The sequence below is a fragment of the Hyphobacterium sp. genome (assembly GCF_043584775.1).
Taxonomy (GTDB): domain Bacteria; phylum Pseudomonadota; class Alphaproteobacteria; order Caulobacterales; family Maricaulaceae; genus Hyphobacterium.
In genome coordinates, this window is the sequence record NZ_CP121327.1 from 489155 (window position 1) to 505860 (window position 16706).

Annotated in this window: 17 protein-coding genes; 14 read left to right on the forward strand and 3 right to left on the reverse strand. The window is 61.4% G+C overall.

From position 1 onward, the window contains the following. The first annotated feature begins 40 nt into the window (after positions 1 to 40). The 9 genes from P0D52_RS02295 to P0D52_RS02335 all read left to right on the forward strand — a co-directional run bounded on the left by P0D52_RS02295 (position 41) and on the right by P0D52_RS02335 (position 9253). Positions 41 to 544: a prepilin peptidase gene (locus P0D52_RS02295; RefSeq protein WP_394693830.1), complete on the forward strand. Its 504-nt coding sequence runs from the start codon at positions 41 to 43 to the stop codon at positions 542 to 544. 113 nt (positions 545 to 657) lie between these two features. Next, positions 658 to 1509 carry a Flp pilus assembly protein CpaB gene (gene cpaB / locus P0D52_RS02300; RefSeq protein WP_394693831.1) on the forward strand — a complete coding sequence of 284 codons (852 nt, stop codon included), beginning with the start codon at positions 658 to 660 and terminating at the stop codon, positions 1507 to 1509. A 10-nt stretch (positions 1510 to 1519) separates the two neighbouring features. Next, positions 1520 to 2977, forward strand: a complete 1458-nt coding sequence (locus P0D52_RS02305; RefSeq protein WP_394693832.1) for a type II and III secretion system protein family protein — start codon at positions 1520 to 1522, stop codon at positions 2975 to 2977. 12 nt (positions 2978 to 2989) lie between these two features. After that, positions 2990 to 3667 carry a CpaD family pilus assembly protein gene (locus tag P0D52_RS02310; protein WP_394693833.1) on the forward strand — a complete coding sequence of 226 codons (678 nt, stop codon included), beginning with the start codon at positions 2990 to 2992 and terminating at the stop codon, positions 3665 to 3667. A gap of 15 nt (positions 3668 to 3682) precedes the next feature. Next, the gene (locus tag P0D52_RS02315) at positions 3683 to 5221 is read left to right on the forward strand and encodes an AAA family ATPase (RefSeq protein WP_394693834.1); all 1539 of its coding nucleotides are present in this window, start codon (positions 3683 to 3685) and stop codon (positions 5219 to 5221) included. 8 nt (positions 5222 to 5229) lie between these two features. Beyond that, positions 5230 to 6714 (forward strand): CpaF family protein, encoded by a 1485-nt coding sequence (locus P0D52_RS02320; protein WP_394693835.1) that lies wholly within the window; start codon positions 5230 to 5232, stop codon positions 6712 to 6714. A gap of 2 nt (positions 6715 to 6716) precedes the next feature. Further along, entirely contained in the window at positions 6717 to 7706 is a 990-nt protein-coding gene (locus P0D52_RS02325) for a type II secretion system F family protein (protein ID WP_394693836.1), read from the forward strand. A gap of 9 nt (positions 7707 to 7715) precedes the next feature. Beyond that, entirely contained in the window at positions 7716 to 8693 is a 978-nt protein-coding gene (locus P0D52_RS02330) for a type II secretion system F family protein (RefSeq protein WP_394693837.1), read from the forward strand. 59 nt (positions 8694 to 8752) lie between these two features. Further along, on the forward strand, positions 8753 to 9253 hold the full coding sequence (locus tag P0D52_RS02335; protein ID WP_394693838.1) for a hypothetical protein: 501 nt from the start codon (positions 8753 to 8755) through the stop codon (positions 9251 to 9253). A 6-nt stretch (positions 9254 to 9259) separates the two neighbouring features. Here the strand turns inward: P0D52_RS02335 and P0D52_RS02340 are convergent, their stop codons facing one another. Next, positions 9260 to 10069, reverse strand: a complete 810-nt coding sequence (locus P0D52_RS02340; RefSeq protein ID WP_394693839.1) for a tetratricopeptide repeat protein — start codon at positions 10067 to 10069, stop codon at positions 9260 to 9262. 115 nt (positions 10070 to 10184) lie between these two features. Here P0D52_RS02340 and P0D52_RS02345 point away from each other — a divergent pair, with 115 nt between their 5' ends. Further along, positions 10185 to 11552 carry a leucyl aminopeptidase family protein gene (locus tag P0D52_RS02345; protein ID WP_394693840.1) on the forward strand — a complete coding sequence of 456 codons (1368 nt, stop codon included), beginning with the start codon at positions 10185 to 10187 and terminating at the stop codon, positions 11550 to 11552. Next, the gene (locus tag P0D52_RS02350) at positions 11553 to 12401 is read left to right on the forward strand and encodes a C40 family peptidase (RefSeq protein WP_394693841.1); all 849 of its coding nucleotides are present in this window, start codon (positions 11553 to 11555) and stop codon (positions 12399 to 12401) included. It begins immediately after the preceding gene. Here P0D52_RS02350 and P0D52_RS02355 read toward each other — a convergent pair. Next, a complete protein-coding gene (locus tag P0D52_RS02355; RefSeq protein ID WP_394693842.1) occupies positions 12398 to 13144 on the reverse strand; it encodes a c-type cytochrome in 747 nt (248 codons plus the stop codon). The two genes, P0D52_RS02350 and P0D52_RS02355, sit on opposite strands and share 4 nt — an antisense overlap. A 306-nt stretch (positions 13145 to 13450) precedes the next feature. On the opposite strand from P0D52_RS02355, the gene P0D52_RS02360 reads away from it, so the two are divergent. Beyond that, the gene (locus P0D52_RS02360) at positions 13451 to 13990 is read left to right on the forward strand and encodes a porin family protein (protein WP_394693843.1); all 540 of its coding nucleotides are present in this window, start codon (positions 13451 to 13453) and stop codon (positions 13988 to 13990) included. 69 nt (positions 13991 to 14059) lie between these two features. On the opposite strand, the gene nudC is transcribed toward P0D52_RS02360, so the two are convergent. Then, the gene (gene nudC / locus P0D52_RS02365) at positions 14060 to 14956 is read right to left on the reverse strand and encodes an NAD(+) diphosphatase (protein WP_394693844.1); all 897 of its coding nucleotides are present in this window, start codon (positions 14954 to 14956) and stop codon (positions 14060 to 14062) included. 97 nt (positions 14957 to 15053) lie between these two features. Between nudC and P0D52_RS02370 the strand changes: the two genes are divergently transcribed. Both P0D52_RS02370 and P0D52_RS02375 read left to right on the forward strand, forming a co-directional pair. Continuing rightward, complete coding sequence (locus P0D52_RS02370) at positions 15054 to 15896, forward strand: diacylglycerol/lipid kinase family protein (protein WP_394693845.1); 843 nt, start codon at positions 15054 to 15056, stop codon at positions 15894 to 15896. Then, entirely contained in the window at positions 15893 to 16681 is a 789-nt protein-coding gene (locus P0D52_RS02375) for a metallophosphoesterase family protein (protein ID WP_394693846.1), read from the forward strand. The genes P0D52_RS02370 and P0D52_RS02375 overlap by 4 nt, the downstream gene beginning before the upstream one ends. The last annotated feature ends 25 nt before the right edge of the window (positions 16682 to 16706 follow it).

Genomic DNA, 16706 nt, shown 5'->3' on the forward strand with positions numbered 1-16706 from the left:
GTTGCTCTATAGACAATACGAAATCATCCGGAGAAAAGAGATGGCGGGTCAGTTCGTTTTATTGGTCTTTGTATTCCTCATGGTGCTCGCCGCAGCGCGCGATGCCATGAGTTACACGATTCCGAACTGGCTCTGCGGGATACTGGCCCTGAGTTTTCCCGTCGCGGCACTGTTTCTCGGGCTGAGCTGGATGGATTTCGGTCTTCATCTCCTGGTCGGCTTTGTAGCCCTGCTCATCGGCATGGCCCTGTTTGCCCCCGGCTGGATCGGCGGCGGAGATGCTAAACTCGTGGCCGCGGCCGCGCTCTGGTTCGGCTGGCCGGATGCCCTGATGTTCCTCGGAAAGGCCGCCTTGATGGGCGGTTTGCTGGCGGTGACGCTGATCATGCTGCGCCGGGCCGCTCCGGCAACAGGATTACCGCAGCGCTGGATGACCAACACTTTGCTCGCCGATGGCGCGCCTGCGCCCTACGGGATTGCCCTTGCTGCAGGCGCTTTGTGGACTCTTCCGGACAGCCAGATTTTCCTTCTGGCGGCGATGTGATTTTCCGATTTGTGAAGAAACCTTCCCAATAGATTGCAATCACATTCGAATCTTAACTCCCCTTTTGGAATTTACAGGTGAGATGAGCGCGTAACCCGAGGGGATTCGCGCTGATGAATGCCGCCAGAATCATAGTTTTGATCGCCGCTGCGCTGGCTGCGGCTGCCGCTGCCTACTTTGTGTACCAGTCGTCTTCCACGCCGGAACCGGCTACGGCTCAGCCGCAAGTCGTGCAGGCCAGCACGGTGGATGTGCTGGCGGCGCGCCGCGATTTGCCTGTCGGTTCCCGCGTTCAGGCCAGCGACCTTTACTGGCAGGCCTGGCCGGAAGATGCGGTCAGCCCGTCGCAGATCCGCCGGGATCGCGAGCCGGATGCGGCCGAAGAATTTGCCGGTGCCGTGGTTCGCAGTGAAATTTCCGAGGGCGAGCCTGTCTCCCCCCGCTTTTTATTGCAGGCCGGCGAGGCCGGTTTCATGTCGGCGGTGCTCGGGCCGGGCATGCGCGCCACCTCTGTACCAATCAGCGCCGAGACCGGGGCTGGCGGTTTCATCCTTCCCGGCGACCGGGTTGACGTCATCGTTTCCTACGAAGCCGAGGAAGAGGGGAATGCCCGCCGCCGCTTCTTTGTGGCCGAGACCGTCGTCGAGAATGCCCGCATCCTGGCTATCGACCAGACATTCGGCGGGGAAGAGGATGCCGAAAGCGTCGTCGTGGGAGAAACCGCGACCCTTGAATTGACGCCGGAACAGGCCAATGCCGTTGTTCTGGCCGTGGCGCGCGGAGATATCTCGCTGTCGCTGCGCAGCCTTGCCGATGGCGAAGGCGGCCCGCGTCTCGTCTCGCGCCAACCCAACCCCAATCTGAATCGCCCGGACCCGGAAGATTTCGAGCCGCTGCGCGATGAGGATCAGATGGTTGTCTATCGCTATGGTCAGGCCCGTGTGGTTTCGGCCGGTGACAACTAGGAGGCCGGAAATGTTACGCGCCCTCATACTCGCGCTGGTCATGACGCTTCCCGCCGGGACGGCCATGGCGCAATCGAGCTCCGGTTCGACGACCATGCAGGTCTATATCACCCGCACAGGTGACGGGCCGACATCGGAAGTCCTCGATTTGCCGCTCAGCAAGGCTGCCATCATCCATTTGCCGGTGGATGCCGTGGATGTGCTGGTGACCAATCCGGAAGTCGCCGACGCGGTTATCCGCACGCCGACCCGCGCCTATCTTTTGGGTCAGGCGATTGGCCAGACCAATGCCTTCTTCTTTGATGCGGACGGCAATCTCATCCTCGATCTGGATATCCGCGTGGAGCGCGACATGCGCGCCCTTCAGGAAGCGCTGGACCGTTTCCTTCCGGACCGCGTGGTGATGGCCGAGGCGATGAATAATCATATCGTCCTGTCCGGTTCCGTGCGCAGCGCTGCCGAGGCGGATACGGCCCTGCGTCTGGCGCAACGCTGGACCGACAATCCGGAAAACGTTCTGTCCATGCTGTCGATCGAGGGCCGCGAACAGGTCATGTTGTCGGTGCGGATCGTGGAGATGCAGCGCACGATTGTTCGCCAGCTGGGGATCAATCTCTCTGCCGCGGGCCAGCTGGATGATGTGGCCTTCAATGTGGCGACCGAGCAGGAATTCTCGCTGGTGGGCCGGGCCCTCAGCGGTGTCAGCGGGCAGTTTGATTATACCAATACCGGCGGCGGCGATATTCGCTCTGCCGGGGCCTTGATCCAGGCGCTGGAACGCGTCGGTCTGGTGCGGACGCTGGCGGAACCCAATCTGACGGCGATTTCCGGCGAAGCGGCCAATTTCCTTGCCGGGGGCGAGTTCCCCGTGCCGGTCGGCCGCGACCGCGACGGCAATATTACTGTCGAATACAAGCAATTCGGTGTCGGCCTGGGCTTCACGCCGGTCGTCCTGTCCGAAGGCCGTATTTCGCTGCGCATCTCGACCGAGATTTCCGAGCTGACCAATCAGGGTTCGCTGGAGCTCGGTTCGCAGAATGTCACCGATGATCAGGGCAATGTGATCGGCACTGTGCCGGGCCTGACCATTCCGGGCCTGAACGTCAATCGCGCCGAAACCACGGTCGAGCTGCCGTCTGGCGGCAGCCTTGTTCTGGCCGGTCTGATCCAGGAAGAAACGCGCCAGAATCTCGATGGCGTGCCGGGCGTCCAGAATCTGCCGGTTCTGGGTGCGCTGTTCCGTTCGCGCGACTTTGAAAACCAGGAAACCGAGCTGGTGGTGATCGTCACGCCCTATCTGGTGGATCCGATCAATCAGAATGAAGCGGCCACGCCTCTGGACGGCTTCCGTCAAGCCAGCGAAGTGGAAACCCTTGTCTTCGGCAATATCAACCGCGCCTACGCCGTGCCGGGCGCACAGACAGAAGGCCGGTCGTGGACCGGTCCTGTCGGGTTCCTGATCGATTAGGGGAGAAGGCAAATGAAGATGATAAAAGCTCTCACCGCCCTCATTCCCGCCGCGTTTCTGGCTGCTTGCGGGACCACGGGAACGTCAACGACCAATCTGATCGGCTTTCCGGAAGCCCGTCCTGTGCAGGAAGCGGCGCGGATGGACTTGCTGGTTGATCCGGAGGCCAATGGCCTTCTGTGGTCCCAGCTGGGCACGTTTCAGGCCTTTGTCGACCATTACAAATCCAATGGCCACGGCCCGCTTGTTGTCTCCTATCCGCATGGCGGAAGCGAAGATGCGGCGGCGCATTCGGCCTTGAGCGAATTGCGCGCCTTCCTCGATGCGCAAGGCGTCACCGCCCGCTATACCGAAGAAGGCCCCTACAATGCGTCGGGCCTAGGCAATGCGCCGCTGATTGTCAGCTATCTACACTATGTCGCGGAAATGCCGGCGGAATGTGAAAACCGGCAATGGGACGATCTGGTCCGCGAGCGCGACAATCAGGCCTATGCCGGATTTGGCTGCTTTATGGCCCAGAACCGCGCCGCCATGGTGGGCGATCCCTATCATCTGGTCGGGCCGACCGATTCCGATGCGCCTGATGGCAGCCGCCGTCAGACCGTCCTTGATACCTATCGCCGGGGTGAACCCACCGGTACGCAGCGCCGCGATGATGAAAGCGGCGCCGTTTCCTCTGCGGTCGAATAAAGCTGGATAAGAAGAATGGCTGAGCCACAGACATATGATGACGACTTCCTGGACGAGGATGACTTTCTGGATCCGGCAGAGGTGGAACGCCGCCTTCTGAGCGACAGTGCCGATGACGGCTATGAGGAATTCGGCGATCTGGACGGCTTCAGCGATGGCGGTGAAGCGCCGCGTCCGTTCGGATCGCGCGCTGCGGCCTCACCGCAAGAGCCAGTGGCGGCGCCCGAAGACGATTGGGCCGAAGCCGACGATTATGCGGCAGATCCGGTTGCCGATGCCGGCTCGGATTTTGACGCCTATGCGCCAGACGCCTATGCGCCCGAGCTTATCGACCCGCTGGTCGGCGAGATTGATGATGACATCCCGGATCAGCCGATTCCGCGGATCACCATCCACGCCTTTTGCGAGCGTCCGGAAAGCGGTGCCCTTGTGCACAATGCCGCCAATGACCGCCGCCTGTCCAAGGCGCATGTCGAGGTGGAACTGGGCGGTCTGCCCGCGGCCATCAACCGCTTCTCCACCCAGTCGACGCCGGATCTCCTGATCATCGAATCAGGGATGCGCGGACAGGGCCTGTTTGATCAGCTGGAAGAACTGGCCGGCTCGTGTGATCCGGGAACGAAAGTCATCATCATCGGCGCGGCCAATGATATTTCGCTCTATCGCGAGCTGATGAAGCGCGGCGTGAGCGAATATCTCGTACCGCCCATGTCGCCCCTGCATCTGATCCGTACGATTTCCGGCCTCTATCTTGATCCGGAAGCGCCGTTTGCGGGCAAGACGATTGCCTTCATCGGCGCCAAGGGCGGTGTCGGGGCCTCCACGGTGGCGCACAATACGGCCTGGTGTATTTCCGAGAATTCGCAAGCCGATTGCGTACTGGTCGATATGGATTTGTCGTTCGGTACGGCGGGACTGGATTTCAATCAGGACCCGGCGCAGACGCTGGGCGATGCGCTGAATGATCCCGACCGGCTGGATGAAGCGCTGCTGGACCGGCTTCTGGTGCGCTGCACGGAACGCCTCTCGCTATTCTCTGCTCCGGCGACGCTCGACAAAGATTGGGATTTCGGTCCCGAAGCCTATGAGACGGTGCTCGACAAGATCCGCCGGCAGGCGCCGTTTATCACGCTGGACCTGCCGCATACCTGGTCGCCTTGGGTGAAGCATACGATTCTCGGTGCTGATCAGGTGGTGGTGACGGTCACGCCGGAACTGGCCTCCCTGCGGAATGCCAAGAATCTGTTCGATCTCATCCATGCCTCGCGCCCGAATGATGAACCGCCGAAAGTGGTGATCAATATGGCCGGGATTGCCAAGCGCCCGGAAATTCCGGTGAAGGATTTCGCCGAGGCGCTGGGCGTGCAGCCCGCCCTGGTTCTGCCCTTCGAGCCGCAACTCTTCGGCAAGGCCGCAAATGACGGGCAGATGATTGCCGAGATCGACCCGAAATCGAAAGCCGCAGAGGGCTTCTCGCATCTTGCCGCCATGTTGTCCGGCCGTGTGGCCGCCCCTCAAAAGAAAGGTCTTTTCAAAGGCCTGTTTGGAAAGTGATCTGAGCCATGTTCGGTAAGCGCGACGCTACAGCGCCCAGACCTGACCCGAAGCCGGCCCCCGCGCCGGCTTCTGCTGCACCTGCCAGCCGCCCGGCTGCGCGTGCAGAGGCTCCTGCGCAACCGGCCCCCAAGCCCGCGCCCAAACCGGCTGCTGCGCCCGGGCCGAAGCCCGCGCCGAAAGTCAAACCAGTGGCAACGACCGCCGATACGCAACGGACGGACGAGTATTACGCGACCAAGACGACGATCTTCAACGCGCTGATCGATACGATTGATCTGGGCGCACTGGCCCAGCTCGACAATGAGACGGCGGCCGAGGAAATCCGCGATATCGTCACCGAGATCATCTCGATCAAGAATGTGGCGATGTCGATTGCCGAGCAGGAACGCCTGCTGCAGGACATCTGCAATGACGTGCTGGGCTATGGCCCGCTCGAGCCCTTGCTGGCACGCGATGACATCGCCGACATCATGGTCAATGGCGCGGGCGATGTGTTCATCGAAGTCGCGGGCCGGGTGGAAAAAACCAATATCCGCTTCCGGGATAATGGCCAGCTGATGAATATCTGTCAGCGGATTGTGAGCCAGGTCGGCCGCCGGGTGGATGAAGCCAGCCCGATCTGTGACGCCCGCCTTGCCGACGGTTCGCGGGTGAATGTGATCGCGCCGCCTCTGGCGCTGGACGGGCCGACGCTCACCATCCGGAAGTTCAAAAAAGACAAGCTGCGCATGCAGGATCTGGTCGATTTCAACTCGATCACACCGGAAGGCGCGCGGGTTCTGGAAATCATCGGCACATCCCGTTGTAACGTTCTGATCTCTGGCGGTACCGGTTCCGGTAAAACGACGCTACTCAACTGCCTGACCGCATTCATCGGCCCAGAAGAACGTATCATCACCTGCGAAGACGCCGCCGAACTGCAATTGCAGCAGCCGCACGTCGTGCGGCTGGAGACGCGCCCCAAGAATCTCGAAGGCTCCGGCGAAGTCACCATGCGGGACCTGGTAAAGAACTGCCTTCGGATGCGCCCCGAACGGATCATCGTCGGTGAGGTGCGGGGGCCTGAAGCGTTCGATCTTTTGTCGGCTATGAATACAGGCCATGACGGTTCGATGGGCACGGTGCACGCCAACAATCCGCGCGAAGGCCTGTCCCGGATTGAATCGATGATCACGATGGGCGGCTACAGCCTGCCCTCCAAAACCATACGGGAAATGATTGCCGGCTCCATCGATGTCGTTATCCAGGCGTCGCGGATGCGCGATGGCTCCCGGAAAATCACGCACATCACGGAAGTGATGGGCATGGAAGGCGATGTCATCGTGACCCAGGACCTCTTCGTCTACGAGATGGAAGGCGAGGATGCGGATGGCAAGATTATCGGCAAGCACAAATCCACCGGCATTGCGCGTCCGCGTTTCTGGGACCGCGCCCGCTATTATGGCCTCGAACGCGAGCTCGCCGCCGCGCTCGATACGTCGGAGGACTAGTGATGCAGGGACAAATGCCGCTTCTGTTTGCCGCCGTCGCCGCCTTCATCGCCGTGGGTGGTGTTGGCTGGGTTGTGGCGGGCGCACTGGGTGAGAGCCAGAAATCGGCTCGCCGCAAGGCGGTCGTGTCCAGCTCTGGTCCGCGAAAGGCGCGCGCCCAACAGGCGGACAATACCGTTCAGCGCCGCAAGCAGGTCCAGGATTCCCTGAAGGAAATCGAGGATAAGCAGAAGAGCGCGAAGAAAAAATCCCTGACCCTGAAATCCCAGATCGAGCAGGCGGGTTTCAGCTTCTCGCCGCGCACCTTCTGGATAGCTTCGGGCGTGCTGGCGATACTGGGCTTTCTTGGCGCCATTCTGACCGGGCAGAGCCTGTTGATCTCGGCGGGTTTGTCGGTCGCAGCCGGGCTGGGCCTGCCGCGCTGGTTTCTCGGCATGCGGCGCTCCGGACGGCAGAAGAAGTTTACGGCCGAGTTTGCCAATGCGCTCGATATCATCGTGCGCGGCATCAAGTCCGGCCTGCCGCTGAATGAATGCATCAAGGTGATTGCGCGCGAATCGGCTGAGCCGGTGGCCTCCGAATTCAAGAAACTGGTGGAAGCCCAGGCTGTGGGTGTCACCCTTGAAGATGGCATCAAGAAAATGGTCACGCGGATGCCGCTGCCGGAGCTGAATTTCTTCGCGACCGTGCTGACTATTCAGGCCAAGACCGGCGGCAATCTGGCTGAAGCGCTGGGCAATCTGTCGGCCGTTCTGCGCGCGCGGAAGATGATGCGCGAGAAGATCGGCGCGCTGTCATCGGAAGCCAAGGCCTCCTCAATGATCATTGGCGCCTTGCCGCCGGGCGTGCTCGCCATCGTTTATTTCACGACGCCGTCCTACATGACGGCCATGTTCGTCGAACCCAAGGGCCAGCTCATGTTGCTGGGCGGCGGGATATGGATGGGCCTCGGCATTCTGATGATGCGCGGCATGATCAACTTCAAGCATTAGGGGGCGGCCATGAACATGCAGGACATTGCCGAACTCGTCACCAACCCGCAATTTCTGTGGTCGGTGATTGCCGCTATTGCCGTCTTTGCGACCGTGGTCACGCTGACCTCTCCCATGATGGGGCAGAACAAGCTGGAAAACCGCATCAAGGGTGTCCAGAACCGCAAGGAAGAGCTGCGCCGCAAATCGCGCGAAGCGCTGGAGGAGGCGCATGCCTCCAAGCTGCGCGGCAAGGAAGACAAGAGCCTGGCCAAGACGATTGTGCAGAGCCTGAATCTGCAAAAGCTGTTTGAAGACCCGGACCTCAAGGACAAGCTGACCCAGGCGGGTTTCCGCGGCAACGGGCCGGTGATGACCTTCTATTTCTTCCGGCTGGCAGCGCCGATACTGCTCTTTGGCGGGGCGGCTTTCTATGTCTTCTTTATCAATGATTTCGGGTTGCCCACCATTACGCGCTGGTGCGTGGCGGCCGGTATCGGCATGGCCGGTTATTATGCGCCGAATCTCTATTTGACCAATGCTGCGGCCAAGCGTCAGCAATCCATCATGATGGCCTTTCCCGACGGTCTGGACCTTCTGCTGATCTGTGTGGAAGCGGGCATGTCGATTGAAGCGGCCTTCCAGAAGGTCTCCGGCGAGGTGGGCGCACAATCCATTGAACTGGCCGAGGAATTATCGCTGACAACGGCGGAATTGTCCTACCTTCAGGACCGGCGGACGGCCTATGAAAATCTGGCCAAGCGTACCAATCATCCGGGCGTGAAGTCCGTTGCCACCGCGCTGATCCAGGCCGAACGCTACGGGACTCCGCTGGGTCAGGCCTTGCGCGTCATGGCGAAGGAAAACCGGGATATGCGCCTCGCGAATGCGGAGAAGAAAGCCGCCGCCCTGCCAGCCAAGCTGACTGTGCCGATGATTGTCTTCTTTCTGCCGGTGCTTTTTGTGGTCATTCTGGGCCCGGCCATCATGCGCTACCAGGCGATGTAGGATTCGCCTGTCTGGCGTTCACCCTCGCCAAGGCCGTGTCCTGCCGCTAAAACCTTCCCATGTTAGGCCGCAGAAACAGCGAAGACCGGGCGCAATCGAATGTGATTGCCAGCCGCGCCAGCGAGGCCGCGCTCAAGGCGCTGGTCGGCGGTGATGTGGCGCGTGCGCGTGACGAGCTGACAGCGGTGCCCAAACGCGTCGAATTTGCCGAAACCGGCTGGAAGGTGGCGCTGGTCATGGCGCTGACAGACCTGTCCGCAGGCAAGCGCAAGACGGGCCTCAACCAGTTGATCAAGGTGTTCGAGCGCCTGGACGACACCAGTCTTTCCAAAGACGACAAGGGTTATCTGCGGCTTTATGCGCTCTATCGTGCGATCGAGAATACGCGCGATGGGCGTCCGCCGTCCGCCCTGCGCGATCATGCCGAGAATTTCCGCTTTGATACGACGCTGGTGGATCCGGCCCTGAAAGGGCTTTTCCCGCTCAAGCGCGTGGAGGAAAAGCCGGACGATGTGCCACCGCCGCCGTATCCGGCGGGTATGGGGTCAACTGAAGTCTGAACTCAATCAGCGGGCGCCGCTGTCGTCGCGGATGGCATCCCAGCGGCGGCCACTGGTCAGCATGGCGCGGACATAGGCCATATTCGCCTCTGCCGTTTGCGGGCTGACATCCACACGGGCCATGGCTTCGGCCTCATCGAACCGGCCCTGCAGGGCGATCACCAGAGCCAGATTCTGCCGGACCGTCGCGGCGGCTGTCGGACGCGCCATGGCTTCCCGCAGCAGACGTTCGGCCTGCGCGGCATCGCCATCGAACGCATAGGACAGGGCGAGATTGGACATGATGGAGGGTTCGCCGGGCGCGATCTGCAGGGCTTCGATATATTTCTGCCGCGATTGCTGACGCAGGCCGGCCTGTTCGTAGGCGACGCCTAGAATATTCATCACCTGCCAGTCATCGGGACGCGCAGCGCTCACCCGGGTCAATGATTCAATGGCCGCTGCCCCGCGTCCGGCCTCGGTCAAGGCCGTACCGTAGGCCAGCTGAAGGTCGATATCCTGCGGGAAGAGGGCCATGGATTGACGCGCCACGGCGGCGGCGCGCTGGGTCTGTCCCAGGCTGCGCAGAACGCGGGATAGTTCAACCGCCGCTTCCCGGTCGCCCGGATTGAGCTCATGGGCTTCGGCCCAGAAGGCGGCCTGAGTCAGCAAGTCCTGGCTGCGAATGGCTTCGCGCTCGGCGGCGCTGGCGGGAACAATGGAGGCACGCTGCGTGAGATCGTCGGCGAGCGCCTGCTCCTGATCTGTCCGCGCTGTGGCGCAAGCCGTGAGCAGCGAGATGGAGGCCATCAGGGTGATTTTCGTCAGGGTCCGCATGGGCGAAGTCCTTTACCGTCAGAATCAGAGGTTTACTCTTCCCTGCGCCGGTCAAGATTGCGTTAATCTGTTCCGGCGGTTTGTTTGCACATAGAGATTTTCCGGAGCCCTGCCCGTGACCGACATATTCCCGCCCGCCTCGTCCTCCACCCGCCGCCTTCTGGCCGTGACCGCCAGCCTGGCCGGAGATTTGCCCGCACCGCTGACAGATGAAGGCCGTGCAATTGCGAAGGCGAACGCGTTCAAGGGGGATGCCGGACACATCGTCCTGATGCCGGAAAGCGCCGGTGTCGATGCGATTATCGGCTTGGGTAACGGGACGGACGCGTTTGCGTTTGGCGATGCGGCCAAGACGCTGTCGGAAGGCGACTGGTCGCTGACGGGGGATATCGGTGAAATTGATCCGACGTTGGCGATGATTGCGTTCGGGGCCGGGGCGTATCAGTTCACGCGCTATAAAAAGCCGACGCGCCAGCCCGCCCGTCTGGCGCCGATCGAGGGCGCGGATGCGGATGAGGCGACGCGCGTTGTGCGCTCCATCTGGCTGGCGCGGGATCTGGTGAATACGCCGGCGGGCGATATGGACCCGGACGGTTTGCAGGCCGAGGCCGAGACGCTGGCGGCGGCTTTCGGAGCGGAGGTGCGCGTCACGTCGGGCGATGATCTCCTGAAGGAGCGCTATGGCATGCTGCACGCTGTCGGCCGGGCAGCGCACAGCGCGCCGCGCCTGATCGAGCTGGAGTGGGGCGATCCTTCCCATCCGCGCCTGGCGATTGTCGGCAAGGGTATCACGTTTGATTCCGGCGGGCTGGACATCAAGCCGGCCGCCGGCATGCGCCTCATGAAGAAGGATATGGGCGGTGCCGCCAATGCGATGGCGCTGGCGCGCCTGATCATGGATGCGAAACTGCCTGTGCGGCTGCATCTGCTGGTCGCCGCTGCCGAGAATGCGATCAGCGCCGGGGCTTTCCGTCCGGGCGATATATTGACCTCGCGCCTGGGGCTGACGGTCGAGATCGACAATACCGATGCCGAAGGCCGTCTGGTGCTGGGCGATGCTCTGGCCAAGGCGGTTGAGGACAAACCCGACCTGATCCTCGATTTTGCGACTCTGACCGGTGCGGCGCGTGTCGCGTTGGGGCCGGATCTCGCGCCTTTCTATACCGATGACGAGACGCTGGCCGACGCGCTGAGCAAGGGCGGGGCGAAAGTGGCCGACCCGCTCTGGCGGATGCCGCTGTGGGATGGCTATGACAATCAGCTCGACGGGGCGATTTCCGACCTCAAGAATACGGGAGATGGCGGGTTTGCCGGATCGATTACCGCTGCCCTCTTCCTGCGCCGTTTTACCGGCGGTCTCCGCTGGTGCCATTTCGACATTTTCGCCTGGAATCCGAAAGATCGGCCGGGCCGTCCGGCGGGGGGTGAAATGCTCGGCTCGCGCGCGGCGTGGGAAGCGCTGAAAACGCTGTACGGGAAATAGATGACGCACAAGAATCTGCTTCCTGCGCGTGGCGATCTCGCCGCGGCCCATCTGAAAGGTCGGGTTCAGGCGGATCGCTTTGCCGAGCCGGTCGATATGCAGGTGTCGGCCTGTGTGACGGCAATCCGGCGCGACCCGCGCGATGACGGTGCGATGGAAACGCAGACCCTGTTCGGTGAAGTCTTTGCGGTGCTGGAAGAAAAAGACGGCTGGGCCTGGGGGTTTTCCCGGCATGACGGCTATGTCGGCTTTGTCGACATGGCGGCCCTGTCGGCTCCGGTGACGCCGCCGACCCATCGCGTATCCGCCTTGCGGACCTATCTGTTTTCAGAGCCCGACCTCAAATCCGCCACCCATGGCCTGTTGTCGATGAATGCGAAGATTGCGGCCGGCGAGACCAGGGGCCGGTTCGTTTCGGCGAATGGCCGGGGCTGGGTGTTTGACGGCCATCTTGTGCCACTGGACCATGCGGCGCCCGACTTTGTGGCGGTGGCCGAGCGTTTCCTCGGAGCACCTTACCAATGGGGCGGCAAGGAAAGCCTGGGGCTGGATTGTTCGGGGCTGGTTCAGACTTCCCTCGAAGCGGCCGGTATTGCCGTACTGCGCGATACCAGCATGCAGGAAGGCGAATTTGCCGAACGCTTCACGGTCATCGACGCCGACGCGCCGCTTCAGCGCGGGGACATCGTTTTCTGGGCGGGGCATGTGGGCATCATGTTGGACGCCGCCCGCATCCTCCACGCCAATGCGCATTTCATGGAGACGGTGATCGAGCCGCTGTCAGAAACGACAAGGCGAGCCGTGGGTCACGACTCGCCTGTCACATCCGTTATCCGGATCAGCGGCTAGTTGCCGCCTTCTTCCGGAGCGTCCTCCGGCATGGCGCCGTCACCGGCCTGATCGTCGATTACCGCTTCGCCGGCCTCTTCCAGAGCCTGCATCTGATCTTCGATGTCGCCGGCCGTTTCGGTCATTTCGCCTTCCGCGCCTTCCATCATTTCGTCGCCCGCCATCTCCTCTTCGGCTTCCGGCGCAGCAGGGGCCGGGAAGGCAACAGGATTGTCAGACAGGGTCTGCAGATAGGCCAGCAGGTCCGCACGATCTTCCTCATTGCGGATACCCGCAAAGGACATGGCCGTGCCCGGAACATCGGCGCGCGGATTCTCGATGAAGGAGTCGAGGGCCTCATAGGTCCAGGGACCATGTGCGCTCATCTCGGCGGTGTAGGCAAAGCCGGGATAGGTGCCGGCTTCGCGGCCCACAACGTCCCAGAGATTCGGCCCCTGCAGATTGCCGGCGCCGGGCGCGGCATTGTGGCAGGAGACGCAACGACGGAAGGTGCGCTCGCCAGACGATGCATTCGCGTTTGCCAGAAGTGTACCGAGATCGATCACTTCTTCCTCGACGGGGCCGGTACCACCGGTGCCGCCCATGACCGCTTCAAGATCAATCGGATAGGCCAGCGACGCATGCTCGTCGCCACCATGTTGTTCCTCAGGGAAAACAATGTCCCCGACGACGCCGATCACCATGACCATCAAAACGAGGCCGATAACGGCGGCGGCTACTTTGTTCCAGAAGAGATCACCCATGCTGGTCCCCAAAAGTCTGACAAGTCGGCGGTGTTTGACACGCAGAAAGCGGCCAATCAACCAATTGATGTTGTCCGTCACTTACCGGTCTGATGCGGTCTCGTCCAGTGGCGCATCGTCGCGGGGTGCACGTTCTGCAGGAAAGCTGGATATTTGCCATTATTCAGCCTACATTCCCGGCTTAACAACGCTTTCGCAGTTCTGATGGCATCAGGCTTGCAAAAGATTATGAGGGCTCACATTGCATTCGGCCAACATGTGGCCGGCCAGCAATCGAATATCCAGTTTCCCATGAAAGGGCATAACATGTTGCGTACTCTTGTTTCTGCTTCCGCACTGGCACTTGCCGCGGCTTCAGCTTCCTTCGCCGGTCAGGGCGATTTTACCTATGGCATCGGCTATGCGGCTGCCAACCTCACCGATTCCAGCGCCAGCGTTGATGTTGGCGCGGTTACGCTGCGCGGTGATTATCAGTTCACCCAGCATTTCGGTTTCGAAGGCCAGCTGGACTTTGGTGTCAGCGATGACACGCTCATCGTGGCAAACACGCCGGTTGATGTTGAACTGAATTACGCTCTCGCCGGTTTTGTGATTGCGCGCGCTCCGGTCTCTGAAAACGCTAACCTGTTTGCCCGTGTCGGCTATGCGACGGCGGATGTGGGTGCGTCGGTGCCGGGTGTGTCCATCACCGACAGCCTTGACGGCTTTGCCTTCGGCGTAGGCGGCGAGTATTTCTTCGACGAGCGCAATGGTTTCCGCGTCGATTACACGAATTACGATTTCGGCAATTCGGATGGCAATGTCTACGCCATCACCTATGTGCGCCGCTTCGGCGGTGGCCGGTAATCTGGCCTGATCGCCAATTACTGACGATTGAAGGACGGCCGCGCTGGTTTAGCGCGGCCGTTTTCATATTCAACTGCGAGAGGCCCAGACCTCCAGCAGACGCCGGGCAATGGCGATTTTCGGGGGGATATCCGCTTCCGGATGAGCCCCAGACAGCATGGCGCGGATTTCGTCCCTGGAGAACCAGCGTGCGTCTTCCAGCTCGTGCGCGTCGACGGTAATTCCAACGGTCACGGCTTCTATAATCAGTCCGATCATCAGGGATGAGGGGAAGGGCCAGGGCTGATTGTCGACGATTTCTGCCGTTGACGGATCACACTGAATGCCGGCCTCCTCCCAGATCTCGCGCGCAGTGGCATCGGCGATGGTCTCGCCCGGCTCCATGAAGCCCGCGAGCGCGGACCACATCCGCTCCGGCCAGGATTCCTGACGGCCCAGAAGGCACCAGTCATCCTTGACGACCAGCATGATGGCGACCGGATCAATGCGCGGAAAATGTTCGGTCCCACAGTCGGGACAGATTCGCTTGCGGCCCGCCTCGGCCTGGTGCGTTTCTGCCCCGCAATTGGAACAGAAACGATGCTTGCGCCGCCATTCGATCAACGACCGGGCCTGCGCCAGTATTCCGCTTTCCTCGATAGAGACCCGCATGCCGGCAGTGCGCGTGTCGGTGAATTCCGGCAGGCCGGGTGTTTCCGCATCCGGCAACAGATCCACCGCGTAAAGCGGTGCGCCGTCCTGCAGTCCGAGCAATATCGGCTCGGCGACCTGGCTCATCCTGACGGCTTTGGAGAAAGGCCAGCGTAAAAGTGTATTGTCGGCGAGCGCAGGGTCGCCTCTGAGGAACAATACGGCCTGTGCATCCGTTTGCTTTTCGAGTGCTTTCAGCGCGGCGGCGTCGCGGCGGACGACTTCTGCGCGGTCGAGCGGCGACAGACAAAAGGCCAATGGCGGCAGATGATTCATGTAATGTCCCCCGGTTCGGACTGAGTGCGTGTATGAGACAGACCCGGCGCCGCGTAAACCGTTGAACGAGTGCAACCAGAAACGAAGGACCCCGAATATGGACCGACAACGGCTCCACCTCATTTACAATGCCATGTCCGGCGCTTTTGTCCGGGGTCTGGACATTACCGAGCTGCGGGACTCAATCCGCGCTGCGGGCTGGACGATTTCCGGCGAGACCAATCTGGAAACGGACGAATTGATCGATCTTGCCGCGCTCAAAGGATCCGGCGTGGATGTGATCGCAATTGCCGGAGGCGATGGCACGCTGATATCGGTTCTGAACGAGCTGGCCGGGCTGGATGATGTGCCCCCCGCATTGATCCTGCCCTGCGGCACGGCCAATCTTCTGGCCCGCTATGTCCACGATACCATCGACATTGACGCTATTCTGGACGGCGCGCTTCGCGCCGAGACAAGGTGGCTGCCACTGGGCGAGGCCAATGGTCATCTGTTTGCCGTGTCGCCGGCACTGGTGAAATTCAGGGAAGATATTCGCCGGATCGGATTTTTTGGCCGGGCGCGACGTTCCCTCGCTTATCTGAGAGTGGGGTGGCGATCCTTCTTCCGGCAGCCTTTTCTGACCGATATCGAGGGCGAAAGTGGTCCGCGGCGCGCCACGGCGATTTATGTGACCTGCCCGGACGCCATCGTGGAAGACGGCAAGTTCCTGGTCTTTGGCGGCCGCATGAAAACCGTTGCCGACCTGATCAGCGGCCTGGCAATGGCAGCGCTGCCGGGCGTGGACGAGGCGGGCCGTAACTGGACGGTCGAGACCCGGCGGCTGACCGTGCGCTCTCCGCGCGCCATTCCGCTCATTCTGGATGGCGAACCGGCGATCATGAGCAGTCCTGTCACCCTTGAATTCGGACACAAGCGGGTACAGGTCCTGTCTGTATGACCCGTATAGCCCATATCGCTGACCTTCATTTCGGCGACGAGTCGCCGGATCTCGTCGCTGACTTTCTGAAGCAATTGCCGGACATTGGTGTCGATATTGTTGTCGTGGCCGGTGATCTGACGCAGACCGGTTCGCGTCAGGAGTTTGCGCAAGCAGCCGAATTTCTGGCCGCGATTGAAGCCCCCGTCGTTTTGACGCCCGGCAATCACGACACACCGCTTTTGAACATCGGGTCGCGTCTGACGCGGCCCTGGCGGCGCTTGCAGAAGGCGGTCGAGGCGCATTCCGCACCGCGTTTCTCCAATGATCGGGTTCAGATCGAGAGCTTCAATTCGGCTCGTGGTGCCCAATTCCGCTTTGACTGGTCGCTGGGCGTTGTCTCCTCGCGGCATCTGCAAGCGCCGCTCAAGGCACTGGCGGATGGGCAGGCCCCGACACGCATTCTGACCGCGCACCATCCCATTCTCTCGCCGCTGGAGAATCGGGGCCGTGCCCGGACGCGGCGCGCGCCGCGTTTTGCGCAGAAAATCGCAGACAGTGCCGATCTCGTTCTGACCGGGCATCTGCACCAGCATTTTGCCTGCCCCGTCCGCTCGGGTGATTCCACCAGCTGGTTCGTCGGCGCATCGACCGCATTTTCCTCGCGAACGCGGGAGGAGGCGGCCGGCTTCAATCTGATCGATATCGGCGCGACCCATTTCGATCTACTGCAATATCGCGCCATTGAAAGTGACACGGGGCTGCGATTTGAACCCTCAGACCAGACACGTCTTGACCGCAGCTAGGCTTTCGACCGCGTCAACATGCCCG

What these genes read in the sequence shown, in the direction of transcription:
- P0D52_RS02295 (WP_394693830.1), top strand. Translation starts at nt 41, where the DNA reads ATGGCGGGTCAGTTCGTTTTATTGGTCTTTGTATTCCTCATGGTGCTC.
- cpaB (WP_394693831.1), top strand. Translation starts at nt 658, where the DNA reads ATGAATGCCGCCAGAATCATAGTTTTGATCGCCGCTGCGCTGGCTGCG.
- P0D52_RS02305 (WP_394693832.1), top strand. Translation starts at nt 1,520, where the DNA reads ATGTTACGCGCCCTCATACTCGCGCTGGTCATGACGCTTCCCGCCGGG.
- P0D52_RS02310 (WP_394693833.1), top strand. Translation starts at nt 2,990, where the DNA reads ATGAAGATGATAAAAGCTCTCACCGCCCTCATTCCCGCCGCGTTTCTG.
- P0D52_RS02315 (WP_394693834.1), top strand. Translation starts at nt 3,683, where the DNA reads ATGGCTGAGCCACAGACATATGATGACGACTTCCTGGACGAGGATGAC.
- P0D52_RS02320 (WP_394693835.1), top strand. Translation starts at nt 5,230, where the DNA reads ATGTTCGGTAAGCGCGACGCTACAGCGCCCAGACCTGACCCGAAGCCG.
- P0D52_RS02325 (WP_394693836.1), top strand. Translation starts at nt 6,717, where the DNA reads ATGCAGGGACAAATGCCGCTTCTGTTTGCCGCCGTCGCCGCCTTCATC.
- P0D52_RS02330 (WP_394693837.1), top strand. Translation starts at nt 7,716, where the DNA reads ATGAACATGCAGGACATTGCCGAACTCGTCACCAACCCGCAATTTCTG.
- P0D52_RS02335 (WP_394693838.1), top strand. Translation starts at nt 8,753, where the DNA reads ATGTTAGGCCGCAGAAACAGCGAAGACCGGGCGCAATCGAATGTGATT.
- P0D52_RS02340 (WP_394693839.1), bottom strand. Translation starts at nt 10,069, where the DNA reads ATGCGGACCCTGACGAAAATCACCCTGATGGCCTCCATCTCGCTGCTC.
- P0D52_RS02350 (WP_394693841.1), top strand. Translation starts at nt 11,553, where the DNA reads ATGACGCACAAGAATCTGCTTCCTGCGCGTGGCGATCTCGCCGCGGCC.
- P0D52_RS02355 (WP_394693842.1), bottom strand. Translation starts at nt 13,144, where the DNA reads ATGGGTGATCTCTTCTGGAACAAAGTAGCCGCCGCCGTTATCGGCCTC.
- P0D52_RS02360 (WP_394693843.1), top strand. Translation starts at nt 13,451, where the DNA reads ATGTTGCGTACTCTTGTTTCTGCTTCCGCACTGGCACTTGCCGCGGCT.
- nudC (WP_394693844.1), bottom strand. Translation starts at nt 14,956, where the DNA reads ATGAATCATCTGCCGCCATTGGCCTTTTGTCTGTCGCCGCTCGACCGC.
- P0D52_RS02370 (WP_394693845.1), top strand. Translation starts at nt 15,054, where the DNA reads ATGGACCGACAACGGCTCCACCTCATTTACAATGCCATGTCCGGCGCT.
- P0D52_RS02375 (WP_394693846.1), top strand. Translation starts at nt 15,893, where the DNA reads ATGACCCGTATAGCCCATATCGCTGACCTTCATTTCGGCGACGAGTCG.